Consider the following 26,220-nt stretch of genomic DNA (forward strand, 5'->3'; position numbering starts at 1 on the left):
CGGGCAGATCCACGAGTAGAAAGGCCCCGCCCTCGCGGCGGCGGTGCGCGAGGCGGGCGGCGATCCGCTGCTGCTCCCGATCGCCGGCGACGCGCCGGACGCGCTCGCCCGCGCCCTCCGCTCGGCGCGCGGGCTCGACGCGCTCGTCACGACGGGCGGGGTCTCGGTCGGCGCGCGCGACCTCGTCCGCGCCGCGCTCGAGCGCGCCGGGGCCCGGCTCGACTTCTGGAAGGTCGCGATGCGGCCGGGGAAGCCGTTCACCTTCGGGCTGTGGAATCGCACGGCGGTGTTCGGGCTGCCGGGCAACCCGGCGAGCGCGCTCGTGACGTTCGAGCTGTTCGCGCGGCCCGCGCTCCGCGCCCTCGCCGGCCTCCCCGGGAGCGGCCGGACCACCGTCAGGGCCCGCCTCGCCGCCGCGCAGGAGAAGCCGGCCCAGCTCACGGTGTACCTGCGCGCTCGGGTCCGGCGGCGCGCAGGCGGCCTCGTCGTCGAGCCGCTCCGCACCCAGCTCTCCGGCCACCTCACCTCGGTCGCGGGCCACGATGCACTGGTGGTGCTGCCTGCCGGGCGCTCGCGGCTGGCCCGCGGCGCCGAGGTCGAGACCGTGCTCCTACAGGCTCCCCCCGAGCCATGATGGGGGAGCTTCACTCGGTGCGAAGCCGCGAGCGCAGGGCGCGCGGAGCGTCGCGAAGCGCCTCACCCCGCGCTCCGCGCGACCGCTGACTGCGCCACGCGCCGGGCTTCGACTTTCTTCCCCGGGTCGCGCGGACGGGGGACAGTTCCTCTCGACGTCATCTCTGGCCACCCCGCGCCCATGGTGGTATTGCTCTCGGTGCGGAACGCGCAAAGTTGCCTTGCGGATTCCGCAACTCACCTCGGGGGGCAGCTCGCAGGAGTCGCAATCAGATGCCAGGTCTCGCAGACAAGTTCGCAGTGAACCTCAAGAGCGAGCGGCTCCGCCGCAAGCTCTCCCAGGAAGCCCTCGCCGCCAAGGCGGGCCTCTCGGTCTCGTACATCTCGATGCTCGAGCGCGGGCAGCGCACGCCGCCGCTCGACACGCTGGAGTCGCTCGCGAAGGCGCTGGCGGTCTCGCCGACGTCCCTCCTCTCCTGAACCTCCGTGCCCCGTTCGCGGCCCCGACCGAGCGCCCGACGTGCGCTCGCCGGGGCCGCGGCGCATGGGGGCGCCGCGACGGCGGCGCCCGCCCTCACCCTGGCGTGCAGGCGTGCATCCCGCCGGGAGATCGCTTATGTTCCTCGCCTCTTACGAACCCTCGGGGCAAGGAGACGGAATGGCTCGCATGGTGATGTGCAAGAAGCTCGGCAAGGAGCTGCCGGGGCTCACCTTCAAGCCCTTCCCGAACGAGCTCGGGCAGCGGATCTACGACTCGATCTCGCAGGACGCCTGGAAGCTCTGGCTCGAGCACTTCAAGATGATCATGAACGAGTACCGGCTCTCGCCCGCCGATCCGCGGACGAGCGAGATCCTGTACCAGCAGGCGGAGCAGTTCTTCTTCAGCGAGGGCGCGCAGCTCCCGCCCGACTACCGCCCGCCCCGCTCGAAGGGCTAGCGCGGATCGTCTCGACGCGTCCGGGCCGTTCCGGCGGCTCGGTCACGGGTGCACCGCGTGCGCTCTCCCGGCGACATCCTGCTCGTCTCCACCTACGAGCTCGGGCACGCGCCGCACGGCGTGGCCCTCCCCAAGGCGTTCCTGGAGCGCGCCGGCTTCGCGCCCGCGGCGCTCGACCTCGCGGTCGAGCCCCTCGACCCCGCCCGCGTGCGGCGCGCGCGGCTCGTGGCGCTGTCGGTCCCGATGCACACCGCGCTCGTGCTCGGCCTCAAGGCCGCGGCGCGGATCCGCGCCCTCGCCCCCGGCGCCGTCCTCTGCTTCCACGGGGTCTACGCGCCCCTCAACGCCGACCTGCTCGTCGCCGCCGGCGCGGCGGCGGTGCTCGGCGGGGAGTCCGACGAGGAGCTCGTCTTGCTCGCGCGCGCGATCGAGCAGGGCGCGCCGCTCGACCGGTTCGTGGAGCGCGGCGGCGCGGCGGCGCTCCGGCGCCGGCTCGACTACCCCGTCCCGAGCCGCGAGGGGCTCCCGCCGCCCGAGCGCTACGCGCGGCTCGCAGGGGCCGACGGCGCGCTCCGCCTCGCCGGCTACACGGAGGCGAGCCGCGGCTGCAAGCACCGCTGCCGGCACTGCCCGCTCCCGGCCGTCTACGACGGGCGCTTCTTCGCGGTCCCCGTCGAGGCGGTCGTGGAGGACGTCGCCCGCCAGGTCGCGCAGGGCGTGGAGCACGTCACCTTCGGCGATCCGGACTTCCTGAACGGCCCCGCGCACGCGCTCCGCGTCGCGCGCGCGATCCACGCCCGCTTCCCGGCGCTCACGTTCGACTTCACCGCCAAGGTCGAGCACCTCCTCGGCGCGCCGGCCGCGCTCCGCGAGCTCGCCGGGCACGGGGCGCTGTTCGTGACCTCCGCGGTCGAGTCGTTCTCCGACGAGGTCCTCGCCAGGCTCGCGAAGGGCCACACCCGGGCCGACGCGCTCGCCGCGTTCGAGCTCGCGGCCGCGTCGGGCGTGCCCCTGCGCCCCTCGCTCCTCCCGTTCACCCCCTGGGCGACGCTCGACGACTACCTGGAGCTCCTCGACCTCCTCGAGGCGCGCGGGTGGATGCAGAACCTCGACCCCGTCCAGCTCTCGATCCGGCTGCTCGTCCCGCCGGGCTCGCTGCTCGAGGGCGAGCCCAGCATCCCGTTCGACGGGCTCGACGCCGCGGGGCTCACCTGGCGCTGGCGCCACCCCGACCCGCGCATGGACTCGCTGCAGGCGCGGGTGGCGGCGGAGGTGGCGGCCGGGTCGACCTCGGGCGAGCCGCCCCTCGCGACGGTCGCCCGGGTGAAGGCGCTCGCGCTCGCCACGGCCGGGCGGCCCCATGGCCACGTCCGCGTGCTCGCCCCGGACCAGCGGCGGGTGCCGCGCCTCACCGAGTCCTGGTTCTGTTGAGCAGAGCCCACCGCGGGGCAGTTGGCTCCGCTCGAGTGACCCTCTCCCACCGCGGCGGCGCACCCGCCGAGCTCCTCGCCCGGGAGTCGCGCCTCCCCTGACACCGACGCGGGAGCAGGCGGGCTCGAGCCCTGCCGCCTGGGGCCCACCCGCCCGCCTGGGGCGGAGGATCCCGTTCCGGGCGCGTCTCCGTGACGCGCGGCGGCGCGCGCGTGACGCGGCGCGGCGCTCCTGCGGCCCCGTCCGGACCGCGCACGGGGTCGCCATTTCTTGGCATACCGATCAACCCGTGCGTACGACCGGACGCACGACGCGGAGCGCCGGTCGCCCACTTGCCGCGAGGCGGGGCGAACCGGAGGTGCTGGAGTCTCGAGACTCATGGCCGAGCGCAAGGACATCCGCACGTTGCCCGGGCCGTACCGGCGGCTCCACGACATCCTCGCCGCGCACCTCCCCGGCGATCGGATCATCGCCGATCCGCTCCGTTGTCTCGCGTTCGGCACGGACGCGAGCTTCTATCGGCTCATCCCGAAGCTCGTCGTGCAGCTCCGGTCCGCCGACGAGGTCGCCCGCCTCCTCTCCGAGACCGGCGCGCTCGGGCTGCCCGTGACCTTCCGCGCGGCGGGCACGAGCCTCTCGGGCCAGTCCATCTCCGACTCCGTGCTCGCGCTCGTCGCGGGGGGCTTCCGCGGCCTCTCCGTGCTGGACGGGGGCGCGCGCGTCGTCTGCGAGCCCGGCGTCATCGGCGCCGACGTGAACCTCGCGCTCGCGCCGTACGGGCGAAAGCTCGGCCCCGACCCCGCCTCGATCGGCGCGTGCATGGTGGGCGGCATCGCCGCGAACAACTCCTCCGGCATGTGCTGCGGGACGGCCCAGAACACCTACCGCACCGTGGAGAGCATGAAGGTGGTCCTGGCGGACGGGACCGCCCTCGACACCGCCGACCCCGAGTCGCGCGCGCGGCTCGCCAGCGCCCGCCCCGAGCTCGTGCGCGGCCTCGCGGAGATCCGCGACGAGATCCGCGCCGACCCCGCGCTCCGCGCGCGCATCGCCGAGAAGTTCCGCATCAAGAACACGACCGGCTACGCGCTCAACGCGTTCGTGGACTTCGAGGATCCGATCGACATCCTGCTGCACCTCCTCGTCGGCTCGGAGGGGACGCTCGCCTTCATCGCCGAGATCACCTACCGCACGGTCGAGGAGCAGCCGCACAAGGCCAGCGCGCTCGCCTTCTTCCCCGACATCGGCGAGGCCGCCCGCGCTACCCAGCTCCTCGCCGGCGGCCCGGTCGCTGCCGTCGAGCTCATGGATCGCGCGTCCCTGCGCGCCGTGGAGGGGAAGCCGGGGATGCCGCCCGAGCTGCGCGGCCTCGTGGAGGGCGCCGCCGCCCTGCTCATCGAGACGCGCGCCGGCTCCGCCGCCGCGCTCGAGGAGCAGATCGCCGCGTGCCAGCTGCGGATGGCGCCCGTCCCGGCGCTCTACCCGGTGAGGTTCACGCCGGTGAAGGCGGAGTACGAGCGGCTCTGGGACGTGCGGCGCGGCCTCTTCCCCGCGGTCGGCGCGGCGCGGCGCGTCGGCACGACCGTCGTGATCGAGGACGTGGCGTTCCCGATCGCGCGCATGGCGGAGGGCACGCTCGACCTGCGGCGGCTGCTCGGGGAGCACGGCTACGGGGACGCGATCATCTTCGGGCATGCCCTCGACGGGAACCTGCACTTCGTCTTCACGCCCGACTTCGGGGACGTCGAGGAGGTGACGCGCTACGCGCGCTTCATGGACGACGTCTGCCAGATGGTCGCGAGGAAGTACGACGGCTCGCTGAAGGCGGAGCACGGGACGGGCCGCAACATCGCGCCGTACGTCGAGCTCGAGTGGGGCGCGAAGGCGTACGGGCTCATGCGGCGCGTGAAGGCCCTCTTCGACCCCGGGACGCTCCTCAACCCCGGCGTGATCATCAACGGCGACCCGGGCGCCCACCTGAAGGCGCTGAAGCCGCTGCCGCGCGCGCACCCGATCATCGACCGCTGCATCGAGTGCGGGTTCTGCGAGCCGCGCTGCCCGTCGCGCGAGCTCACGACGACGCCGCGGCAGCGCATCGTGGTCCAGCGCGAGATCGCGCGGCTGCGCGTCACCGCCGAGGACCCCGAGCGGCTGCGGCGCCTCGAGGCGGACTACGCCTACATGGGCGAGGAGACCTGCGCGACCGACGGCCTGTGCGCCACCGCCTGCCCCGTCGCGATCGACACCGGCGCGCACACGAAGTGGCTCCGGGCGCAGCGGCACGCCGAGGACGGCGCGGCGGCGACCGCGGCCGCGGAGCACTTCGCGGTGGTGGGCTCGGTCGCGCGCGCGGCGCTCGGCGTCGCGAACGCGGCGCACGCGGTGCTCGGGACCACCGCGATGAGCGCCCTCGCGCGCGGGGCGCGGCGGGCGAGCCTGCGGAGGCTCCCGCTCTGGAGCACCGCGATGCCGCGGCCCGTCCGGCCGCGCCTCGCCCCCACCGCGACCGGCGCCGACCTCCGCGTCGTCTACTTCCCGAGCTGCGTCGCCCGGACCATGGGGCCCGCGCGCGGCGACGAGGCCCCGCCGGTCTACGCCGCGCTCTCCTCGCTCCTCGCCAAGGCCCGCTGCGACGTGGTCTTCCCGGACCGGATGGAGGACCTCTGCTGCGGCATGCCCTTCGAGTCGAAGGGCTTCCCCGCCCAGGCGGAGCGGAAGGGCCGCGAGCTCGAGGCGGCGCTCCTGGCCGCGAGCGAGGGCGGCGAGCTCCCGATCCTCTTCGACACGAGCCCCTGCGCCTACCGGATGAAGCACCTCGTCGCCGGATCGCTCGCCATCTTCGACCCGGTCGAGTTCATCGATCGCTTCCTCCTCCCCCGCCTCTCGCTCGCGCGCGAGCCCGGGCCCGTCGCGCTCCACGTCACGTGCAGCGCGATCAAGGCGGGGCTCTCGGAGACCTACCGCCGTGTCGCCGCCGCGTGCGCGGAGCGGGTGGTGGTCCCCGCCGGCGTGGGGTGCTGCGGCTTCGCGGGAGATCGCGGCTTCACGCATCCGGAGCTGAACGCGTCCGCGCTCGCGGCGCTGCCCGCCGCGCTGCCCCCGGAGTGCCGGGCCGGGTACTCGTCCTCGCGCACCTGCGAGATCGGCCTCTCCGCGCACGCCGGCGTCCCCTACCGGTCACTCGCCGTGCTCGTCGACCGCTGCGCGTCCACGCCGTCCGCGGCCCGACTCCCGGAGGCGCGCGGGCGCCTCGGCACCGCCGCCGCGCCGTCGGAGGAGACGCCCTCGTGACCCCGTCCTCCACCACGCCGCCCGGCGGCCTCGCGGCGGCCACCTCGATCGTCCCGGAGCTGCAAGCAGCCCTCGTCTGCACCCACCAGGCAGTCATCGCGCGGGAGGGAACCGCATGTACCACCAGAACTACAATCCGCTGGGGAACGCCTTCCTCTCCACGCTCGTGGCGGCGATCCCCATCCTGACCCTGCTGTACTTCATCGCGCTCCACCCGCACCGCGACGAGCTCGGGCGGCGCCACCTCGGCATCGCGGCGCCGTACGCCGCGCTCTACGGCGTCATCGCGGCCTTCCTCGTCGCCTGCCTCCCGTTCGGCATGCCGGTGACCTCGGCCGTCTCCGCGTTCGCGTACGGGTCGCTCTCGGGCTTCCTCGGGATCATCTGGATCGTGCTCGCGGCGATGTTCCTCTACACGATGACCGTGATCACCGGGAAGTTCGAGATCGTGAAGGAGTCGATCATCCACATCTCGTTCGACCGCCGCCTCCAGGTGCTCCTCATCGCCTTCTCCTTCGGCGCGATCATCGAGGGCACCTCCGGCTTCGGCACCCCGGTCGCGATCGCGGGCGCCGTCATGGTCGGCCTCGGCTTCTCGCCCTTCCAGTCCGCGGTGCTGAACCTCCTCGCGAACACCGCCCCCGTGGCGTGGGGCGCGATCGGCACGCCGATCGTCACGCTCGCGGCGGTGAGCGGCCTCGATCAGGTGACGCTCTCGGCGATGGCCGGCCACCAGCTCCCCTTCGCGTCGCTGCTCGTCCCGTTCTGGCTCGTCGTCACCTTCGTCAAGATGGAGGGCGGCACGTGGAAGGAGGCCTTCGAGGTCTGGCCGGCGACGCTCGTCTCCGGCGCCTCGTTCGCGATCATGCAGTACTTCGCCTCCGGCACGAACTCGTTCCACCTCATGACCGACGTCGTCTCCGGCGTCTTCTCCGTCGTCTGCACCGCGCTCTTCCTGCGCTTCGTGTGGCACCCGAAGACGCGCTTCCTCCTGCGCTCCGAGCGCGAGGCGCGCGCCCGCGCCGCCGCGGCGAGCGTCGGGGCGGCCGGCCGCGACACGACCGACCACTCGTGGGAGTACCCCTACACGGTCCGTCAGACCGTCTACGCGTGGCTGCCGTGGGCGATCCTCATCGCCGCGTGCGCGCTCTGGGGCATGCCGTCGTTCAAGGCGTTCCTCAACAACCTCCTCGCCGACGCGAAGTTCTCGACGACGCTCCTCGGGTCCAAGTTCAGCGGCACGCTCTCGCTCCCGGGCTGGGACATGCCCGCGCTCCACAACCTCGTGCAGCGCATGCCCCCCGTCGCCCTGCCGAACGCCAAGCCCGAGGCCGCGCGGTTCACCATCAACTGGCTCTCGGCCGCGGGCACCGGCGTGTTCGTCGCCGCCATCCTCTCCGGCCTCGCGCTCCGCATGACCGCGGCCCAGTGGAAGGACGCCACGAGCCGGACCCTCCACCGCATGAAGATCCCGGTCCTCGTCATCGGGCAGGTGCTCGGGCTCGGCTACCTCACGCGCTACTCGGGCACCGACGCGGTCCTCGGGCTCGCGTTCACGAAGGCGGGCTTCATGTACCCGTTCTTCGCCGCCTACCTCGGCTGGCTCGGCGTCTTCCTGACCGGCTCGGACACCGCCTCGAACGCGCTCTTCGGGAGCCTCCAGCGCATCACCGCCCAGCAGCTGAAGCTGAACGAGATCCTCATCGTGGCGACGAACTCGACGGGCGGCGTGATGGGCAAGATGATCGACGCGCAGTCGATCATGGTCGCGTGCGCCGCCTGCTACGAGAGCCCGAAGGAGCGGACGCACGCGCTCGGCCCGATCTTCCGCACCGTCTGGTGGCACTCGATCGCGCTCGCCGCGTTCATCGGGATCATCGCGATGCTGCAGGCCTACGTCTTCCCCGGGGTCATCCCGGTGCCGCCGCCGAAGTGACCCCCCACCGCCGAGGGGCGTCGCCCGCCGCCCCTCCGCCCGAGGCCACGTGAAGGTCGCCCTCTTCATCCCCTGCTACGTCGACCAGCTCTACCCGCAGGTCGGGCTCGCCACGGTGCGCGTGCTCGAGAAGCTCGGGGTGGACGTCGTCTACCCCGAGGAGCAGACCTGCTGCGGCCAGCCCATGGCGAACGCCGGCTTCGCCGCCGACGCGGCGCCGCTCGCGCGCCGCTTCCTCGAGGTGTTCGGCGGGTTCGAGCACGTCGTCTGCCCGTCCGGGAGCTGCGCGTCGATGGTGCGAAACCACTACGACGCGCTCGTCCCCGGCGCGCCCGGGCTCGAGGCCGTGAAGCGCGCGACCTACGAGCTCTGCGAGTTCATCACCGACGTGCTCGGGCTCGGGCGTATCGCCGGCCGCTACCCGCGCAAGGTCGGGCTGCACCAGAGCTGCCACGGCCTGCGTGAGCTCCGGCTCGGCAGCGCCAGCGAGCTGATGGAGGCGCGCTACAGCAAGGTCGCGAGCCTCCTCTCCTCGCTCGAGGGCATCGAGCTCGTGCCGCTCACGCGCGCCGACGAGTGCTGCGGGTTCGGGGGCACGTTCGCGGTCGTCGAGGAGGCGGTCTCCTGCATGATGGGGCGCGACCGGATCGCCGACCACGTGAGGGCGGGCGCCGAGATCGTCACCGGCACCGACGTGTCCTGCCTGATGCACATGGATGGCCTCGCGCGGCGGGCGAAGGCGCCCCTCGCGTTCAGGCACGTCGCCGAGGTCCTCGCGGAGGCCATGCCATGAGCGACTCGCTCCCGGTGCTCCGGTCGGGCGGGGCCGACCACGCGCAGCGCGCGGCCGCCTTCCTGCGGGACGAGCCCCACGTCCACTGGCACGACCAGGCGGTCTGGTTCGTGCGGGCGAAGCGCGACCGCGCCGCGTCGGCCGTGCCCGAGTGGGAGCGGCTCCGCGAGGTGGCCTCGCGCATCAAGGCGCACACCCAGTCGAGGCTCGCCGACTACCTCGAGGAGTTCGAGCGGAACGCCACGGCGGCGGGCGCGGTCGTCCACTGGGCGCGCGACGCCGACGAGCACAACGCGATCGTCCACCGCCTCCTCGCCGAGCGCGGCGTGACCCGCCTCGTGAAGTCGAAGTCGATGCTCACCGAGGAGTGCCACCTGAACCCGTACCTCGAGGCCCGCGGGATCGAGGTGACGGACACGGATCTCGGCGAGCGCATCGTGCAGCTCGCGAAGGAGCCGCCGTCGCACATCGTGATGCCGGCGATCCACAAGAAGAAGGAGGAGATCGGGGAGCTGTTCCACGAGAAGATCGGCACGCCCGCGGGGCTCGCCGACCCGACCCGCCTCACCGAGGCCGCCCGCGGCCACCTGCGCCAGCGGTTCATGGCGGCGCAGGCGGGGCTCACCGGCGTGAACTTCGCGGTGGCCGAGACGGGCGGGATCGTCGTCTGCACGAACGAGGGCAACGCCGACATGGGCACCTCGCTCCCGCCCCTCCACATCGCGTGCATGGGCGTGGAGAAGGTCATCCCGCGGCTCGAGGACCTGGCCGTGTTCCTGCGGCTCCTCGCGCGGTCCGCGACCGGTCAGCCCTGCACCACCTACACCACCCATTTCCTCGGCCCGATGCGCGGCGGCGAGCTGCACGTCGTGGTCGTCGACAACGGGCGGAGCGCGCTCCTCGCCAGGGAGCAGTACCGCCGCGCGCTCCACTGCATCCGCTGCGCCGCGTGCATGAACACCTGCCCCGTGTACCGGCGGAGCGGTGGCTACAGCTACACGTACACGATCCCCGGGCCCATCGGGATCGTCCTCGCGAGCGCGCGCGGCGGCGACGCCCATGCGTCGCTCCCCTTCGCCTCCAGCCTCTGCGGCTCGTGCGACGACGTGTGCCCGGTGAAGATCCCGCTCCACGAGCAGATCCTCGGGAGCCGCCGCGATCTCGCCGAGCGCGGCGCACAGCCCGCCTCGAAGCGGCTCGGCATGCGGCTCGCCGCGTTCGTGCTGCGCACGAAGCTGGCCTACCTCGTCGCCGGCGCGGTGGCGCGCTTCCTCGGGCGACACCTGCCGCGCGGCGTCCTCTACGCCCGCTGGAACGTCTGGGGACGACAGCGCGAGCTGCCGCCGATGCCGGCGCAGAGCTTCCGGGAGCTCTACCGGAAGGAGCGGAGGCCGCGTGTCTAGCCGGGAAGAGATCCTGCAGAGGCTGCGCGCGGCGGCGCCGCCGCCGGCGGAGCGCGCGGAGACGGGGGGCCTCGCCGCCCCCTTCGCCGACCGGCGCGCGCAGTTCGAGGCCGCGGTCGTCGCCGTCGCCGGCGCCGCGGTGCGGGTCGCGACCGGCGCGGCGCTCGCCGCGGAGGTGGCGGCGCTCGCGGAGCGGCTCGGCGCGAAGCGCGTCGCCTCGGCAGTGACGGACGCCGGTCCGGGGAACGTGGCGCTCGACGCGCTCGGCGATCCCCACGAGCTCGAGGGCATCGACCTGGCGGTGCTGCCGGGCGTCTTCGGGGTGGCCGAGAACGGCGCGGTGTGGGTGTCCGGCGCGTCGCTCCACGACCGCGCCGTGTTCGTGGTGACGCAGCACCTCGCGCTCGTCGTCCCCGCGGCGGAGATCGTGAACGACATGCACGAGGCCTGCGCGCGGGTGGCGGCGCTGCCGCGCGGCTACGGCCTCTTCATCGCCGGCCCGTCGAAGACCGCCGACATCGAGCAGGCGCTCGTCATCGGCGCGCACGGCGCCCGCTCCTGCACCGTGTTCGTCGTCGGCTGAGGCGGGGTAGTCGTCGTCGGCCGGTGGTCGTCGTCAGTCGATGAGGCCCCGCGCCCGCGCGAGCCGCGCGAGCCGCTCCTTCAGCCGCTCGAACTTCTTCCGGAGCGTCGCGACGCTCCTCGGGTCGGCGTCTCCCAGCTGCACGAGAGACACCTCCTCCCACGGGAGCTGCTGATCCACCCGCAGCACGAGGAGCGACTGCTCCTCGGGGGAGAGCGCCTCGCGGAGCGCCTCGAGCGAGCGGAGCTGTCCCTCGAGGCGGGGCTCCGTCGTGTGGAGCTCGGCGGCGAGCGCCGAGGCCTCCCCCGTCTCGAGCCGCCGGCCGTGCCGCCGGTAGCTGTCGTTCCGGACGCGGAGGGCGGCGTGCCAGGCCACCCGGTAACACCAGCTTCGCAGGGGGGCCTCGAAGCGAAACTCCGGGAGCCCGCGCCAGAGGTCCTCGGCGAACACCGAGAACGCGTCGCGCGCGTCGTCCTCGTCCCGGATGATCGAGCGGAGATAGCGCAGGACGTGCGGCCCCAGCTCGCGCAGGACCTCGGTGGCGGCGCCCCGCACGTCGTCCGCGGCGAGCAGTTCCCGCGTCCTCTGCTCGAGCCGTCCCCCGGGTCCCACGCACCGTCGAGGATATGATGGCTGCCGTGCAGAGGAATCCGTGATGTCCCCGGCGCCCCGTCGGGGCGCACGGACCGCCGGGCGCTCAGACGGTCGGCAGGGGCGCGCGGATGTCGAGCTCCAGCCGGCGATGCCCCTCGCGCAGCGCGGCCTCCACCGCGGCCGGCGACTCGGCCTTGGCGAAGAGGAAGCCCAGGTACGCCTCGCCCTCGGGCAACGGCACCACCTCGCGCCCCACCTCGGCCGTCACGACGAGGTCGACGACGTCCGGCACCGCCCTCGCCGCCTCCAGGCCGCGCACGGCGTGGAGGATCCCGCGCCGGGGGATGGGGATCATCATCACGCCCGAGGCGCGCTGCTCTCGCCGGATCGACTGGAGCGGCAGCCCCACCGCGTGGGCGACGAGGACCTCCTCGAGCGTCAGCCCGGCCCCGAAGCGGAGCGTGCGCGAGCAGAGCCCGCCGATCGAGCGCGCCGCGATCTCGAGGACCACCGGGCCGGCCGGGGAGAGCCGCAGCTCCGCGTGCACCGGGCCCTCGCGGAGCCCGAGCGCCCGCGCTCCGTCCGCGACGACCCGCTCCACCTCGCGCTGTAGGGCAGCCGGGTGACGCGACGGCGTGACGTAGAGGGTCTCCTCGAAGTACGGGCCGTCGAGCGGATCCGGCTTGTCGAAGAGCGCGAGCCCCTCGAGCGTCCCGCCGCGCAGGAGCCCCTCGAGCGCGACCTCCGCGCCGGGGACGAACGCCTCCACGAGCACCTCGTGGGCCTCGTCCTCGCCGCGCGGGCGCCGCTCCGCCTTCGTGTCGCGCAGGAGCCGTGCGATCCGCCGCCAGGCCGCCACGAACCCCGCCGGATCGTCGGCGCGGATGACCCCGCGACTCGCCGAGAAGATGAGCGGCTTCAGGACGCACGGGTACGGGCTCGACCGCGCCGCCGCCTCCGGGTCGCCGTCGAGGTCGTGCAGGGCGAACTCCGGCACGGGCACGCCCGCCGCCCTGAGCGCCGCTCGCATCGCGTGCTTGTTCGCCGCCCGCCGCGCGGCCTCCGGCGGGTTGTGGGGCAGCCCGAGCCGCTCCGCCGCCAGCGCGGCGATGACGGCGGTGGGATCGCTCGCCGGCACGATCCCGCGGATCGGCCGCCGCGCCGCCGCCTCGACGATCTGCTCGGCCGCCCGCTCCGGCCGGCGGTAATCGAGCGGGATGAGATCCGGCTGGGCGCCGAAGGCGTCCTCGATCCGGTGGCACAGATCGCTTCCGACGACGAGCGGCACGCCCAGCCGGCGCGCGGCGGCCTGGAAGTCGTCGAGCCGGTAGCTCGTGGTGGGCACCAGGAGGAGGAGCTCGCCCGCGGGGGTCTTCATCGCGCGGAGTTATGCGACGGAGCGGGGCGGCGGGCAACCGGGAGAGGTGGTCGGGGTCGGGGTCGGGGTCGAGTTTGCGCTCGGCCCTCGCTGCCGCCGGTCGGCTCGCCCTCAGCGCCTCCCCGCCGCCTCCTGCAGCTCCGCCCACACCCGCTCGACGTCCGCGCGCTCCGTGCCGGTCGCCCCGATCGACACGCGGATCATCTGCTTTCCCTTGAGCACGCTCGGCGTCACGTACGCGCGGCCACCGTCGTTCACCCGCCGCGCGATCCCCAGGTTGTGCTCGGCGAGCGCCCGCTCGTCCAGGGCGCCTCCGGGGACGTGGCGCAGGCACAGGGTCTGGAGCGGCACGGGCGCGAGCCGCTCCCAGCCGGTCGTGGCGTCCACCTGCTCCTTCAGCCACTGCGCGTTCGCGAGGTCGCGGCGGATGCGGGCCTGCATCGCGATGACGCCCTCGTCCACGAGGTGGAACCAGCCCTTGAGCGCGCGGAACCGGCGGCCGAGCGGGATGCCCCAGTCGCGGAAGTTGTTCACCACCGCGTCGTGCGCGGTCCGGAGGTACGACGGGTTCGTGCTCATGACGCGCACGAGGTGCTGCGGGTCGCGCACGAAGTAGGCGCTGAAGTCGAAGCCGATCCCCATCCACTTGTGCGGGTTGAACACGATCGAGTCCGCGCGCTCCACGCCCGCCCACATCCAGCGGCACTCCGGCAGCACCATCGCCGTGCCCGCGAGCGCGGCGTCCACGTGCAGCCACATCCCGTGGCGCGCGGCGAGGTCGGCCATCCCGGCCACCGGGTCGAGCGCGGTCGTGGCCGTCGTGCCGGTCGCGGCCACGAGGGCGCACGGCCTGTGCCCCCTCGCGAGGTCCTCCGCGATGGCGCGCTCGAGGAGATCGAGCCGGAGCGCGTGCGCGTCGTCCGTCCCGACGAGCCGCAGGTGCGCCTTGCCGAAGCCGGCGAGCAGCGCCGCCTTCTCGATCGAGCTGTGCGCCTGGTCCGAGGCGTAGACGACGAGCGGCGCCGCTCCGGCCTGGAGGCCCGCCCCGTTCTGCGAGAAGCCGCTCGCCCGCTCCCGGGCGCAGAGGAGCGCCGTGAGCGTGGAGGTGGAGGCGGTGTCCTGCACGACGCCGACGAGCTCGGGAGGGAGCCCGATCATCCGGCGGATCCAGCCCATCACGACCTCCTCCACCTCGGTCGCGGCGGGAGAGGTCTGCCAGCTCATCCCCTGCGCGCCGAGGCCGGCCGCGACGAGATCGCCGAGGACGGAGGCGAGGCTCGTGTTCGAGGGGAAGTAGGCGAAGAAGGCGGGGTGATTCCAGTGAGTGATGCCGGGGAGGATGGCGTCGTCGAGCGCGGCGATCGCCTCGGCCAGCCGGCCACCTTCCGCGGGCGGCTCCGCCGGGAAGCGCGCGCGGATGGCGCCGGGCGCGACGGGGCTCATGACGGGCAGGGACGGCAGCCGTTCGCGGTAGTCGGCGACCCAGTCGACGAGCGCGTGGCCGAGCGTGCGGAACTCTTCGGGGGTCATGACCCCGAGTCTGCCCGATCGCGGGCGCCTCCGCGACGGCCGGGGGCGCTCCTCGGACGCGCAGTTTCCTTGACGCGAGCCCGCGGGCGGGGGCAGGTACGGGCGCGGAGGGACTGAAGCGTGGACGTCCTCGTCATCGGCGGCAACCGGTTCGTCGGCTGGCTCCTCGGCTTCCGCCTCCTCGCGGCGGGCCATCAGGTCACCCTCCTCAACCGCGGCCGCCTGGCGGATCCGTTCGGCGGGCGCGTGGACCGGATCGTCGCGGACCGCACCTCGCGCGATCTCGGCCGCCTCCTCCAGGGCCGCCGCTTCGACGCGGTCGTGGATCTCGCCGCGTTCACCGGCGAGGACGGCCGGCGCGCGACGGAGCTGTTGCGCGACTGCGGCCACTACGTCATGGTCTCGACGGGCCAGGTCTACCTCGTGCGCGAGGGGGCGCCCGCGCCCGCGCGCGAGGAGGACTACGACGGGCCGGTGATGGCGCGCCCGGCGGACCCGGCCGACCTCGCCGACTGGGACTACGGCCTCGGCAAGCGCGCCTGCGAGGACGCGCTCGTCGCGGCGAGCGGGTTCCCCGCGACGCGCGTGCGCATCCCGATGGTGAACGGCGAGCGCGACTACCACCGCCGGATGGAGTCGTACCTGTGGCGGCTCGTGGACGGCGGCCCGGTCATCCTGCCCGACGGCGGCGAGCACCGCGTCCGCCACGTCTACGGCGGCGAGGTGGCGCGCTTCCTCGTGGAGCTCCTCGGCCGCAAGGAGACCTTCGGGAAGGCCTACAACGTGGCGCAGCAGGAGACGCCCACGCTCGCCGAGCTCATGGCGCTCCTCCGCCACCACCTCGGCAGCGCCGCGGACGTGGTCGCGATCCCGTCGGAGCGGATCCGGGCCGCCGGCCTCGACCCGCTGCGGGTCTCGCCCTTCAGCGGCCGCTGGATGTCGTTCGTCGACCCGAGCCGCGCCTGGAACGAGCTCGGCTTCCGCCACGAGCCGCTCGAGATCTACCTCGGGAAGATCGTGGCGAGCTTCCTCTCCCACCCGCCGTCGGACAGGCCCGAGGGCTACTCGCGGCGCGACGTGGAGAGAGCGCTGGCCGCGCCCGGCGTCGGCCCCACCGCCTGAAGCGCTCGAGTCCGCCCCTCGCGGGAGGGTCGGGCGGCGTCAGCCGGCCTGGCCCGCGGAGCGCTCGCCGGCCTGCGCGCGCGTCACGGCGCGGTGCCGCAGGATTCCCAGGCCGCCCGTCGCGACCTGACGCGCGCCGCCGCCCGCGCGCGCGACGGAGCGCGCCAGGCCGGGCCGCTCGGCCGCGACGCGCCGGTAGAGCCGCTCGTGCTCGGCCACCATCCGCTCCACGGACAGCGCCTCCTCCACGAACCGCCGCCCCGCCTCGCCGAACGCCCTGGCACGGGCGGGCTCCGCGAGCACCTGCAGCATCGACGCCGCGAGCGCCGCGGGCGCACCCACCGGCACCACGAGCCCCCGCTCGCCGTGCCGGACGAGCTCCGCGTTCCCGCCGGCGTCGGTGACCACCATCGGCAGCCCCGCCGCCATCCCCTCGATCACCGCGTTCGAGAGCCCCTCCTGCGCGGACGACAGGACGCCGAGGGTCGCGCGGGCGAGCACGGCCGGGACGTCGGGGCGCCGGCCGAGGAAGAAGGCGTGACCGTCGAGCCCGAGCCGCGACGCGAGCGTCATGAGCCCGTCCACGCGGTCGCCCTCGCCCACGAGGAACGCGGCCAGGTCCGGGCGCTCGCGGCGCGCGATGGCGAGCGCCTCGAGGAAGTCCTCCTGCCGCTTCACCTCGTGGCGCATGTTCGCGACGATCACGGCGACCGGGCGGCCGCGCACGTCCGGCAAGGGCAGCGCGAGCCGCGCGGCGCGCGCCGCGTCGAACGCGTCGAGGTCGATCCCGTTCCGGACGAGCGAGACGCGGTCGGGCGGCACGCGCTCGTCGCCGATCACGAGGTCGAAGATCGCGCCGCAGTTCACGATCACCGCGTCGGCCGCGTGCGACAGCCCCGCGAGGACCGCGCGCTGCGCGGGGCTCTGGAGGTGGCCCAGGTCGAGCCGGCCGACGATCACGCCCGCGCCGGCGAGCCGCGCCGCGGGCACCGCGACGAACGCCGAGTAGAAGTCGTGGGCGTGGACGACCTGCACCCCGTCACGCCGGAACGCCCGCGCGAGCTCTCCGACCGCCCGGAGGGCCCTGCGGCTCGCGAGCGAGCCGCCGAGCGGATGCCCCTCCGGCGTGAGGCCGAGCCCCTGCACTCCCGGGAGGAGCGGTCCGCGGAGCTCGAGGGCGTGCACCGAGAGGCGATGCCTCTTCATGAGGCCCCGCACCAGCTCGAGCAGCTGCACCTCGCCGCCGCCGATGTCGAACGAGTTGATGATCTCAGCGATTCGCAACGGCGGTCCCCCCTCACGGATGAATTCTCGGCACGCGATCCACGGCCTGCCCTTCCCGAAGATGGTCCTTCCTTTCGCGGCGTCAGCAGCCGAGCGTTCATGTCGGCAGACACATGCTCCGTGGAGAAGTCTACGCATCCCTGGAGGGGGAGGCCCCGTCGAGCGCGACCGCAGCGCCGCGCGTCGCGATCCTGACGAGCCTTTACCCTCCGTCCGTCGGCGGTATCCAGAGCCACACCTTCTCCCTCGCGCGGGCGCTCGCCGCGAGGGGCGCCGAGGTCCACGTCGTCACGCGGCGCTCGCCCGGTTGCCCGGCGCACGCCGTGGAGGGCCGCCTGCACGTCCACCGCGTCGGGGCGCCTCCGGGAGCGCCGGGGCCGCTCGCGACCCTGGCCTACGTGGCCGCCGCGGCGCGCTGCGTCGCCTCGCTGCGGCCGCGCGTCGACGTCGTCCACGCGCACCAGCTCCTCTCGCCCTCCTCCGCCGCGCTCCTCCTCTCGGCGCTCACCGGTACGCCCATCCTCCTGAACCCCCACGCGTGCGGGGCCATCGGCGACGTGGGCGTCCTCTCCGCGACCGCGCTCGGCCGGCTGCGGCTCCGCGCGACCGTCGCGCGCGCCGACGCCTTCGTGGCGATCAGCGGCCCGATCCACGCGGAGCTCCGCGCGGCCGGCGTGCCGCCCGAGCGCATCCTCTCGATCCCGAACGGCGTGGACCTCGAGCGCTTCCGGCCCGCCGCGGCGGAGGAGCGCGCCGCGCTGCGCCGCGCGCTCGGGCTCCCCGCTGGACCGCTCGTCGTGTACGCCGGCCGGCTCTCCCCGGAGAAGGGCGTGGACGTGCTCGCCCGGGCGTGGCCGCGGGTCGTCGCGCGGCTGCCCGAGGCGCGGCTCTGGATGCTGGGCGACGGCGCCGAGCGCGCGCGCCTCGAGGAGCTCGCGCGGCGCGAGGGGGTGGAGACCTCGCTCGCGCTCCCGGGCCCTGTCGCCGACGTCGCGCCTTTCCTCCGCGCCGCCGACGCGGCGGTGCTGCCCTCGCGCACGGAGGGGATGCCGGTCGCGCTCCTCGAGGCGATGGCGTGCGCCGTTCCGGTCGTGGCCACCGCGGTGGGCGGGTCCGCGGAGGTGCTGCGCGACGGGGTGACCGGGCGGCTCGTGCCGCCGGAGCGTCCCGGGGCGCTCGCGGACGCGCTCGTGGAGGCGCTCCGCGATCCGGCAGCGCAGGAGCGCGCGCGCGCCGCCCGCGAGGAGGTCGCCGCCCGCTACGGGCTCGACCACGTCGCGGAGGTCTTCCTGGAGGTCTACTCGCGGCTCCGCCGGGATCCGGCCGCCGCCGGGGGATGAGAGAGCGGATGCCCCACACCGAGCCGAAGCCGCGGCGCCGCGGGCGCGTCGCGTACCTGATGTCCTGGTTCCCGGCGCCGACCGAGACCTTCATCCTGCACGAGATGCTCGAGCTCCGCCGCCGGGGGCTCGAGATCGACGTCTACCCGCTCCTCGGCGCCGCGCCCGGGCCCATGCACCCCGGCGCGGACGAGATGCTCGCGCACACGCGCTACCACCGCGGCCTCTCGCGTGAGGTCGCGGCGGCGCAGCTCCACTGGCTGCGCCGGAAGCCCCGCGCCTACCTGCGCGCCTGGGCGCGCGCGATCCGCGGCAACCTGCGCTCGCCGGGCTTCCTCGCCCGCGCCCTCGTGGTCGTGCCGCGCGCGGCGTTCATCGCGCGGGAGGTCGAGGCGGGCGATTACGCGCACGTGCACGCCCACTGGGCGACGCACCCCGCGCTCGCGGCGCTCGTCGTGAAGGAGCTCACCCGGACGGGCTACAGCTTCACCGCCCACGCGCACGACCTCTACCTCGACCGCGCGATGCTGGAGGAGAAGGTCCGGGAGGCGCGCTTCGTCGTCACGATCTCCGAGTACAACCGCGCGCTCCTGCGCGAGCTGTACGGCGAGGAGGCCGCCGCCAAGACCTCCATCGTGCGCTGCGGCGTCGATCCGGCCCGCTTCCAGCCGCGCGCGCAGCCCGCGCGCCGGGGGCCGGCCGTCATCGCCTGCGTCGCGGGCCTGCGCGACTACAAGGGCCACCGGCACCTCGTGGACGCCTGCGCGCTCCTGCGCGAGCGCCGCGTCGCCTTCCGCTGCGTCCTCGTCGGCGACGGGCCCGAGCGCGCCGCCCTCGAGAGGCAGATCGCGGCGCTGAAGCTCGGGGAGGTCGAGCTCCTCGGCGGGCAGCCGCAGGACCAGGTGCGCGCGCTCCTCGCCTCGGCGGACGTGCTCGTGCACCCGAGCGTCGTCACCGCGGCCGGGATGATGGACGGGATCCCGGTGGCGCTCATGGAGGCGATGGCCGCCGGCTGCCCCGTCGTCTCGACGCGGGTCTCCGGCATCCCCGAGCTCGTCCGCGACGGGAAGACGGGCCTCGTGGTCGAGCCGGGCGACGCCGCGGCGCTCGCGGACGCGATCGAGCGGCTCATCGGGGACCCGACCCTCGCGCGCAAGCTGGGGCTCGCCGGGCGCCGCGCGGTGCTCCGCGAGTTCACGCTCGCGCGGAACGGCGAGCGGCTCCTCCGCCTGTTCGCGCCGTTCGTCGGGGGCGCCGCGGCGCGGCGGCCGAGGAAGACCGTCCCGCGTCCCGCCGAGCCGAACGAGCCGATCTCCCTCGCCCGTCCCGCCGTCCGGGCGGAAGCGGGCGCCCCGCGCACCGTCACGCCCGGCGCCTAGGGCGTGGCGCGCTGCGGCGCGGGGATGCCGCGCGGCGTCGTGGGAAGGGCCGGCACCGGCTCGGCCAGAGCCGCCTTTCCGGCACGCCTGCGCCCGCCAGGGACGAGCCCGCGGGAGCGAGGGCGCTCGACCACGCGTGCGCCTCCACGGCCCGTAACGGGGCTCTATCGCGGCGGGGCAGCCCATCGGAGGATGCCCGCCCGGGAGAACCCGACCATGCCCGCACGCCGCTCGCCGTCGCCGCAGACGCTGATCTTCGAGAAGGGCTACGAGCCGCAGCGCTCCGAGGGCGCCGCGGTGCCGCCGCTCTTCCGCACCTCGACGTTCATCTTCAAGAAGGCGGTCGAGGGCAAGCGAGCCTTCGAGCTCGCCTACGGCCTGCGCCAGCGGGAGCAGGGGGAGAGCCCGGCGCTCATCTACACGCGGGTCAACAACCCCAACAGCGAGATCCTCGAGGACCGGGTCACGGCGTGGGACGGCGCCGAGTCGGCCGCGCTCTTCTCCTCGGGGATGGGAGCCATCTCCTCGACCTGCCTCACGCTGCTCCGCCCCGGAGACACCCTCCTCTTCTCCGACCCGATCTACGGCGGCACGGAGTACCTCTTCCGCAAGCTGCTCCCGGAGTTCGGCATCCGGACCGTACCGTTCCCGGCCGGCGCGACCGAGGCCGAGCTGGCGGCGGTGGCGGAGTCTCACCCGAGCACCCGGGTCATCTACCTCGAGTCGCCCGCCAACCCGACCATGGAGCTCTGCGACGTGCCCGCGGCGCGGCGCGTGGCGGACCGCTGCTCCACGGGCGGACGGAAGGTGAAGGTGCTCATCGACAACACGTTCCTCGGGCCGATCTTCTCGCAGCCGCTCGGGCTGGGCGCCGACGTGGTGCTCTACTCGGCCACCAAGTTCTTCGGCGGCCACTCGGATCTCGTGGCCGGCCTGGCCATGGGGAGCGCCGACGTCATCAACGCCGTGCGGGCCACGCGGACCATCATGGGATCGATGTCCGATCCGGACACCGCCTGGCTCATCACCCGCTCGCTCGGCACGCTCCAGCTGCGCATGGAGCAGCAGCAGGCCAACACCCGGCGGCTGGTGGAGCTGCTGCGGGGCCACGCCCAGGTGAAGCGGGTCTACTACCCGGGCCTCGAGGAGATGGGCGCGCGCCAGGTGGCGCTCTGGAAGCAGCAGTGCAGCGGCGCCGGCAGCGTGGTCAGCTTCGACGTCCACGGCGGCGAGGCCGAGGCCTACCGCGTGCTCGACGCCGTCCGGCACATGCGACTGGCGGTGAGCCTCGGAGGGATCGAGACGCTCATCGAGCATCCCTGGTCGATGACGCACGCCGACATGACGCCGGAGCAGAAGCTCCAGGCCGGCTTCGGCCCCGCCATGATCCGCCTCTCGGTGGGGCTGGAGGATCCGGCCGACCTCGTGGACGACCTGGCGCAAGCGCTCGAGCTGGCCTGAGCGACGCGGGAAAAGCGACGGGCCGTCAGGCAGCCTGACGGTCCGTGTACCAAGGTGGGTAAAGCCATCCCGTCACAGCTCCGGCGCACCCACCGGCGCCGGTTCGTGATCGACCGCGACGACGACGAGGCCGCCACGGGGCGCCTCTTCCGGCGGAAAGCGCGCCCGCCTCGTCCATCGCGACTGGAACCGCCGAGGTCCTGCTCGCTCGACCGTAGCACGTCGCTCGCAGCGGCGAAGCCGATCGCCACCCGGCAGGACGGGCCGCGAGCGCGAGCCCAGCAGCTTCCGCCTCTCGAGACGCTCGCGCTGCTCGGTGCGCCCGTCACGCGTTAGTGAATCTGCATCACGGTAAACCAGCACCATGACGGTTCGGAGATGTCGCTACGCTCACGTCGTCGTTCACAAGATGCACTCTTCGCGGCGCGAGCACTCCCTCCGCTCCCGCATCGCTTGCTTCAGCGTGACACTCGCCGGTCAGCAGGATGGCAGCTCCACGGATGTGGGCGCAGTACGCCGAGCGCCACCGACGGATCTGCCTCTGTCTCGATTCCCTCGCGCTGGAGAACAACGCAGCGGTGCTACGTACGCATGAGCGCCACGTGGTCGGAAGAAACGTCGAGTGCATTGACAGAGTCGACCACAGCCTCGACATGGGCGCTCTCTTGGCGAAGGGCGCATCTGCGCACGTCGGCCTACTTCCGCGAAGACCCGAGCCCGCACTACTTCACGACGCTGCAGGACTGGGAGGACGAAGCCGAGTACCGGCTGCTGGTGAGTGGCGACGGCACCGAGCGGCCTTACGACTAAGTGGATATCACTGGAGCACTTCGCGGCGTGGTCGTCGGAGCACGATTCATCTGAGCATCGAGAACTCTGTTCCCGAGAACACATCCCGGCGCGGCAGGTCGACTACACTACACAGCCGATTTTGGTTGGGCGGGGCACTTCACCATTGCGGGGTGACCAGCGTCGCACCACCCCTACCGCCGCTCACGGAATCGGGTTTCGCCTCTCCTGGATCGCGGAGTCGGCGAGTTCGAGAGACCGCCTGATACGATTCGCGACGTCGTTCAAGGGAGTCCCTGCGCATCGCTCTAGAATCGGAAGCAGTACGCGCTCGAACGCTGCGAAGTAGGTGGGGCCGTTTGTGGGCGCGAGTGTCGGCTCGACCACGCCTTCCTGCAAGATCTTGCGTGGCGGCCGCTTCGCGACCTCTTCCGGCGAAGGGATCCGGTGGCCGAGGCGGAACTTCATCTCGGACTCGAACACGCGGACATTCTTGCCGTGCTTAAAGTGGACGAGGGAGTTACGCGCCTCCACCACTTTCGCGAACGACTGGATCGGTTCACTACCCGCGTTGAATGGGGGTGTCGTTCTCAACAGGGTCGAGAGCTTGATCCACTTCTCGACGACGCTCTTCCGCTCCAACGACTTCTTGCCTGAACCGTCCCACTCCGCAGTCGTGACGAGCGGTTCCAGGAGGCGGTTGACGATGGCCTCCGCTGCCGTGCACACAGCGGTGAGCGCCACGAAGCCCTCCCACTCCGCAGCATCGGGCAGGACACAGTTGTGCGTCGCAGCCGCCTTCGCGTTCGCGAGCAGCCACAGCGGGAGTCTGCTGTCCTCCTCGACGGTGGCGACGGCGGTCACCTTCGTGTCGATGGACACCTGAAACCGACCATCGTCGTGCAGCACGACGCGCCCTCGACTCCTTCTGCGGCGAAGCGTTCTCAGGGGGCTGCTCATCAAGGCACCTCGTCCCGCCATCATCGCCCAGGGGGATGTCGTCCACCCGGCGCTCGGGGATGAAGGAGTTTGACGAGGCCATTAAGGACTCGTCCACCCCGTACAAGGCGCCGCTCGGCAAGGACACCATCGACAACGGACCTTGGGCGGTCTTCCTGCCCCAGCCGATGTCGTCGCCTCCTGGCCCGGCGTTCGCCCCTTCTCACCTGCCCCTGTGGCTACCAGAACAGCAAGCCATCGCCCATCTCCCGCCCTACACGCAGGACCCGCCGGTCGAACGCGGCTCCATCGACTCACGTGTCCGGCACACCGTATGGATGTACCAGCAAGGCCGGTTCAAGGGCGCGCCCATCGGGCTGACGGACCCCGCCGAACCGCTCCAGAGCGCTCTCGACCACAAATTGCCCGGGCTCGACCCGAGCGAGTGGCCCGTCATGTTCGTCCCGGTCTGGAACGGCTCTGGCGTTCGCAGTTGGTCCCTGGGCGCACTGCCGGTCGTGCGAACCTAGAGAGGTTCGACTCCGACGAACCGACGCTGGAACCACTCGACGAGCGTCACCGCCGCATGTAGTGCGGCCTCCGCCTCTGACTGTGAAACGTCGATAGGAACGCTTCGATCGCTCGCGTGACGGGCGTAATTGTTCGTCCAGACCAGTTGCATGAGCTGGACGACGGCATCAAGTGGGTCGGTGTCTCTAGCGTTTCGGAACACCGACGCGAATTTCCCAGTCGGTCGGTTCTTGAGGATTCCGATCGCTCGCCCGAGCGTCGCATTCTTGTCCTTCGGAACGATAATGGGGCACGCGACTGCTTCCACTGCTCGAACAGTCTTGTCGAACCCAGCAGTCGGGTTGGGATCGCGACCGTAAATGAGTCGCCACGCTTGAGAGATGAGGGTACCGGCGTTCGTGCCACTTTCGACGACGTTTGCAGCGACAGCGTGCGCCTCGGGAAGAACTCGGCGACTCAGGCCACACTGGTCAGGCGCTACTGTCCAGGCGGACCCGGCCGTCTCGAGAATAGATGCGAGTTTTCTCGAATCTACCCGCCGGATACCGAGCGCCCAGTCCAGGGCCTTGAGAAGAAGGTCGCGATCGGACCACGTCCTCGACTGCAACCACTGGATACGCATATCGACGTTGTCGCGCGGCCCCAGATCCACTTGTAGACGCAACGCAAGATCGTCCAACGCTGAGGGCAGGTAATCGCCGCCGCGTAGCGGTAGAGCGTGATCCAGAAACCACGACCAAAGAATGTGCGCGAGCCAATCGGGAACGCCCTCGACCGGAGCACCCTCCGGCATGCGCCCACCTGTCGCTGGGCTAACCGGCGTCCACTTCGCGTTCGTCATACTGGCTGGCCCGCGACGCCTCACTTCGCAACGGTCGCAGCACGCAGCGACTGTTCCGTTGGAGCGACGAGCTTCACGCCTTGCGACACCAAACACTCCTCGATCAGATCTACGACTGTCGAGGCCCTAAACACAATTCCCAGATTGATCAGTCTGTTCGAAACAACCGCTGGCACTTGCCCGGTCGGCAACGGGAGGAACTGCAACTTATTAACCTCTTGTTGCTGATGAACGGCCGCAATCACGCCCAGAAAGATGATTCGTGAGCCGATAGTGGTGCCGCCATTCCGATCTGCGTACGCTCCCTTGTTGAAGAGAAAGACCGGGCTACCACTCGACCCCGGGAACACCGACGCGTCCACCAGGAATTGCTTCTGTCCGAGGTAGTCGATCGCTACCGGTGTCGCTGTGATCCCCCGTCGAATCACTGGCAGGAAGTTGTGGGTGTCCCAGACGGGCGCGGGATACCCGACGAACACGACCTCTTCCAGCGCATCGAGCTGCGCGACCGTCTTCGAATCGAGCGTGAGGCTCTGGTCGACATGCTTCCAGAACGGCTTAACGCCCTTGACCTGAAGCGCCTGAAACAACTGACCGGCATCCCCGATCGCCAAGTCGACGTTGGGGTCTTTGCTCGCATACCAATATTTGTCAGCCCCCACCACCGTGAGTTCAAAAGGCTTCCCGAGCTGAACGGAGCCATCGTGGGCGGTGTGAAATGTGATGGTCGTGTCCTTCGCCCCGTCGACGACATGACGGTTCGTAACGATGAAAAGGCGCGCCTCGTCACCGTTCCGGTACGCGTAGAAGAATCCCGTTCCCGTGTGGAGCTCTTCCGGCTTGGATGACCAGTGGATCCGAACGGTCGTAAACAGCAGGTTCTCGGCGAGCGTCTCGACCTTCATCGTGTGCTCCGGCGGTTCGTCTCCATTCGCGGTCGCCACTACAGCAGCCGGGGCGGCGGGCGGTTGTTTGTCGCCCGGTGCAAACGCCAGCATCGTCGCGACTGAAGTCGCGATCGCGCACCGTCGTACCGTTCGGAGGATGCTGGTCCTCATACCCGTGCGGGGAGCAGAGCACGACCCCCTGACACGGCCCGACCCGTCGGTGCTTGCCGCCACAACCTTGCCTGGCGAGTGTACGGCCCGGCAGTGTACGCGCCGGCCGCGAGGCCGAAATCGGCCGGACGAGACAGCTGGCCGACCCCGAGGAGGGGGCCGTTCCCCGGAATCGCCCCAAAAGAGAACGGGCGGTTAGGTTTCCCTAACCGCCCGTCTTTATGGTGGACCCGACCGGGATCGAACCGGTGACCTTCTGAATGCCATTCAGACGCGCTCCCAGCTGCGCCACGGGCCCAAAGGTCTTCTATTTTCGTCGCGGGAACTCGGCCTCGAGCTCCGCGATCTCCTTCTCCTGCCCCGCGAGCTTCTCCTCGAGGAGTCGCACCGCGTCCAGGAACACCGTGAGCTCGCCGGGGACCTCCGCCCGACCCATCCGGACGAGCACCGCGAAGCGCTCGCCGAGCTCCCGAGAGGCCTGGTCCAGCGCTCGACGGGTAGCGGAGCGATCCAGCTTCCGCTTCCCGATCTGCGAGCGGAGGACGACCCGATCTCGCAGCGTCTCGAAGAACCTGACCGGCTGCACCTCTCGCCCCCCGCGGCCCTGGTGACCGCGAGGGAGCGCAGTCATTAGCGCGACGGCGCGGGCGGCGTCAAGGACGTCTTGACGCGTGACGCGCGGAGCCCGCCCGAGGCGGTGCGGGCGCCGGATTCACGCCGTGCCGCGGCGGCGTCACCTCGCGTCCGCGCCGCCCGGCGCGACCCTCCAGAACACGTCGATCCGCGGGCCCCCGGCGAGCGCTGCTCCGCCTCCCCGTGGCACCCCCGTTGCTACCCTGGGAGGCGAGGTGCCCATGCGCTCCCTCATCGCAGTGCTCGTCGCCGGACTGCTCTCCGCGCCCGCCCCCTCGTGGGCAGACGACCCGGCGCCCCCCCGCGCACGCCCTGCCCCGAGCCGCGCCGCCCC

Annotated in this window: 23 protein-coding genes, 1 tRNA gene and 1 pseudogene; 16 read left to right on the forward strand and 9 right to left on the reverse strand. The window is 72.5% G+C overall.

The features are described from left to right. Positions 1–34 precede the first annotated feature (34 nt). From MNZ29_RS24600 to MNZ29_RS16375, 10 genes and pseudogenes are all read left to right on the forward strand, one after another. Positions 35–346 (forward strand): annotated as a pseudogene (locus tag MNZ29_RS24600) (molybdopterin-binding protein); the annotation flags it as partial. After that, a complete protein-coding gene (locus tag MNZ29_RS24605; protein ID WP_308197067.1) occupies positions 323–634 on the forward strand; it encodes a hypothetical protein in 312 nt (103 codons plus the stop codon). The pseudogene MNZ29_RS24600 and the gene MNZ29_RS24605, both read left to right, overlap by 24 nt. Positions 635–906: 272 nt before the next feature. Beyond that, a complete protein-coding gene (locus MNZ29_RS16340; protein WP_011985757.1) occupies positions 907–1,113 on the forward strand; it encodes a helix-turn-helix domain-containing protein in 207 nt (68 codons plus the stop codon). Positions 1,114–1,291: 178 nt separating this feature from the next. Continuing rightward, positions 1,292–1,570: an oxidative damage protection protein gene (locus tag MNZ29_RS16345; protein WP_242340326.1), complete on the forward strand. Its 279-nt coding sequence runs from the start codon at positions 1,292–1,294 to the stop codon at positions 1,568–1,570. Between the two features lie 57 nt (positions 1,571–1,627). Continuing rightward, entirely contained in the window at positions 1,628–3,001 is a 1,374-nt protein-coding gene (locus tag MNZ29_RS16350; protein WP_242355934.1) for a CUAEP/CCAEP-tail radical SAM (seleno)protein, read from the forward strand. A gap of 378 nt (positions 3,002–3,379) precedes the next feature. Continuing rightward, positions 3,380–6,292, forward strand: a complete 2,913-nt coding sequence (locus MNZ29_RS16355; protein WP_242355936.1) for an FAD-binding and (Fe-S)-binding domain-containing protein — start codon at positions 3,380–3,382, stop codon at positions 6,290–6,292. A gap of 115 nt (positions 6,293–6,407) precedes the next feature. Then, the gene (locus MNZ29_RS16360; RefSeq protein ID WP_242355938.1) at positions 6,408–8,228 is read left to right on the forward strand and encodes an L-lactate permease; all 1,821 of its coding nucleotides are present in this window, start codon (positions 6,408–6,410) and stop codon (positions 8,226–8,228) included. A 49-nt stretch (positions 8,229–8,277) separates the two neighbouring features. Continuing rightward, positions 8,278–9,021: a (Fe-S)-binding protein gene (locus MNZ29_RS16365; protein WP_242340323.1), complete on the forward strand. Its 744-nt coding sequence runs from the start codon at positions 8,278–8,280 to the stop codon at positions 9,019–9,021. Next, the gene (locus MNZ29_RS16370; protein ID WP_242340322.1) at positions 9,018–10,424 is read left to right on the forward strand and encodes a lactate utilization protein B; all 1,407 of its coding nucleotides are present in this window, start codon (positions 9,018–9,020) and stop codon (positions 10,422–10,424) included. Before MNZ29_RS16365 ends, MNZ29_RS16370 begins: the two co-directional genes overlap by 4 nt. Next, positions 10,417–11,007: an LUD domain-containing protein gene (locus MNZ29_RS16375; RefSeq protein ID WP_242340321.1), complete on the forward strand. Its 591-nt coding sequence runs from the start codon at positions 10,417–10,419 to the stop codon at positions 11,005–11,007. Before MNZ29_RS16370 ends, MNZ29_RS16375 begins: the two co-directional genes overlap by 8 nt. Before the next feature lie 33 nt (positions 11,008–11,040). Here the strand turns inward: MNZ29_RS16375 and MNZ29_RS16380 are convergent, their stop codons facing one another. The 3 genes from MNZ29_RS16380 to MNZ29_RS16390 all read right to left on the reverse strand — a co-directional run bounded on the left by MNZ29_RS16380 (position 11,041) and on the right by MNZ29_RS16390 (position 14,509). Next, the gene (locus MNZ29_RS16380) at positions 11,041–11,619 is read right to left on the reverse strand and encodes an RNA polymerase sigma factor (protein WP_242340320.1); all 579 of its coding nucleotides are present in this window, start codon (positions 11,617–11,619) and stop codon (positions 11,041–11,043) included. Between the two features lie 85 nt (positions 11,620–11,704). Next, on the reverse strand, positions 11,705–12,979 hold the full coding sequence (locus MNZ29_RS16385) for an ATP-grasp domain-containing protein (RefSeq protein ID WP_242355941.1): 1,275 nt from the start codon (positions 12,977–12,979) through the stop codon (positions 11,705–11,707). 111 nt (positions 12,980–13,090) lie between these two features. Then, positions 13,091–14,509, reverse strand: a complete 1,419-nt coding sequence (locus MNZ29_RS16390) for a pyridoxal-dependent decarboxylase (protein ID WP_242355943.1) — start codon at positions 14,507–14,509, stop codon at positions 13,091–13,093. Between the two features lie 120 nt (positions 14,510–14,629). On the opposite strand from MNZ29_RS16390, the gene MNZ29_RS16395 reads away from it, so the two are divergent. Then, on the forward strand, positions 14,630–15,631 hold the full coding sequence (locus tag MNZ29_RS16395; RefSeq protein WP_242355945.1) for an NAD-dependent epimerase/dehydratase family protein: 1,002 nt from the start codon (positions 14,630–14,632) through the stop codon (positions 15,629–15,631). Between the two features lie 39 nt (positions 15,632–15,670). Here the strand turns inward: MNZ29_RS16395 and MNZ29_RS16400 are convergent, their stop codons facing one another. Next, on the reverse strand, positions 15,671–16,915 hold the full coding sequence (locus MNZ29_RS16400) for a glycosyltransferase (RefSeq protein ID WP_277957311.1): 1,245 nt from the start codon (positions 16,913–16,915) through the stop codon (positions 15,671–15,673). Between the two features lie 113 nt (positions 16,916–17,028). Here MNZ29_RS16400 and MNZ29_RS16405 point away from each other — a divergent pair, with 113 nt between their 5' ends. The 4 genes from MNZ29_RS16405 to MNZ29_RS16420 all read left to right on the forward strand — a co-directional run bounded on the left by MNZ29_RS16405 (position 17,029) and on the right by MNZ29_RS16420 (position 21,905). Further along, positions 17,029–18,255, forward strand: a complete 1,227-nt coding sequence (locus MNZ29_RS16405) for a glycosyltransferase family 4 protein (RefSeq protein ID WP_242355947.1) — start codon at positions 17,029–17,031, stop codon at positions 18,253–18,255. Between the two features lie 8 nt (positions 18,256–18,263). After that, entirely contained in the window at positions 18,264–19,634 is a 1,371-nt protein-coding gene (locus MNZ29_RS16410; RefSeq protein ID WP_242355948.1) for a glycosyltransferase family 4 protein, read from the forward strand. A gap of 216 nt (positions 19,635–19,850) precedes the next feature. Next, positions 19,851–21,095 carry a PLP-dependent aspartate aminotransferase family protein gene (locus MNZ29_RS16415; RefSeq protein ID WP_242340313.1) on the forward strand — a complete coding sequence of 415 codons (1,245 nt, stop codon included), beginning with the start codon at positions 19,851–19,853 and terminating at the stop codon, positions 21,093–21,095. A 591-nt stretch (positions 21,096–21,686) separates the two neighbouring features. Next, positions 21,687–21,905 (forward strand): hypothetical protein, encoded by a 219-nt coding sequence (locus MNZ29_RS16420; protein WP_242355950.1) that lies wholly within the window; start codon positions 21,687–21,689, stop codon positions 21,903–21,905. A gap of 183 nt (positions 21,906–22,088) precedes the next feature. Here MNZ29_RS16420 and MNZ29_RS16425 read toward each other — a convergent pair whose 3' ends face one another. Next, positions 22,089–22,766, reverse strand: a complete 678-nt coding sequence (locus MNZ29_RS16425; RefSeq protein ID WP_242355952.1) for a hypothetical protein — start codon at positions 22,764–22,766, stop codon at positions 22,089–22,091. A gap of 137 nt (positions 22,767–22,903) precedes the next feature. Between MNZ29_RS16425 and MNZ29_RS16430 the strand changes: the two genes are divergently transcribed. Next, positions 22,904–23,353 carry a hypothetical protein gene (locus MNZ29_RS16430; protein ID WP_242355954.1) on the forward strand — a complete coding sequence of 150 codons (450 nt, stop codon included), beginning with the start codon at positions 22,904–22,906 and terminating at the stop codon, positions 23,351–23,353. On the opposite strand, the gene MNZ29_RS16435 is transcribed toward MNZ29_RS16430, so the two are convergent. From MNZ29_RS16435 to MNZ29_RS16450, 4 genes are all read right to left on the reverse strand, one after another. Next, entirely contained in the window at positions 23,350–24,147 is a 798-nt protein-coding gene (locus MNZ29_RS16435) for a hypothetical protein (protein WP_242355956.1), read from the reverse strand. The two genes, MNZ29_RS16430 and MNZ29_RS16435, sit on opposite strands and share 4 nt — an antisense overlap. A gap of 68 nt (positions 24,148–24,215) precedes the next feature. After that, positions 24,216–25,193 carry a serine protease gene (locus MNZ29_RS16440; RefSeq protein ID WP_242355958.1) on the reverse strand — a complete coding sequence of 326 codons (978 nt, stop codon included), beginning with the start codon at positions 25,191–25,193 and terminating at the stop codon, positions 24,216–24,218. A gap of 282 nt (positions 25,194–25,475) precedes the next feature. Then, positions 25,476–25,551, reverse strand: a tRNA-Ala gene (locus MNZ29_RS16445). Between the two features lie 9 nt (positions 25,552–25,560). Beyond that, the gene (locus MNZ29_RS16450; RefSeq protein ID WP_242340312.1) at positions 25,561–25,839 is read right to left on the reverse strand and encodes a hypothetical protein; all 279 of its coding nucleotides are present in this window, start codon (positions 25,837–25,839) and stop codon (positions 25,561–25,563) included. Positions 25,840–26,220: the final 381 nt, after the last annotated feature.

The organism is Anaeromyxobacter sp. SG64 (assembly GCF_022690745.1).
GTDB lineage: Bacteria > Myxococcota > Myxococcia > Myxococcales > Anaeromyxobacteraceae > Anaeromyxobacter > Anaeromyxobacter soli.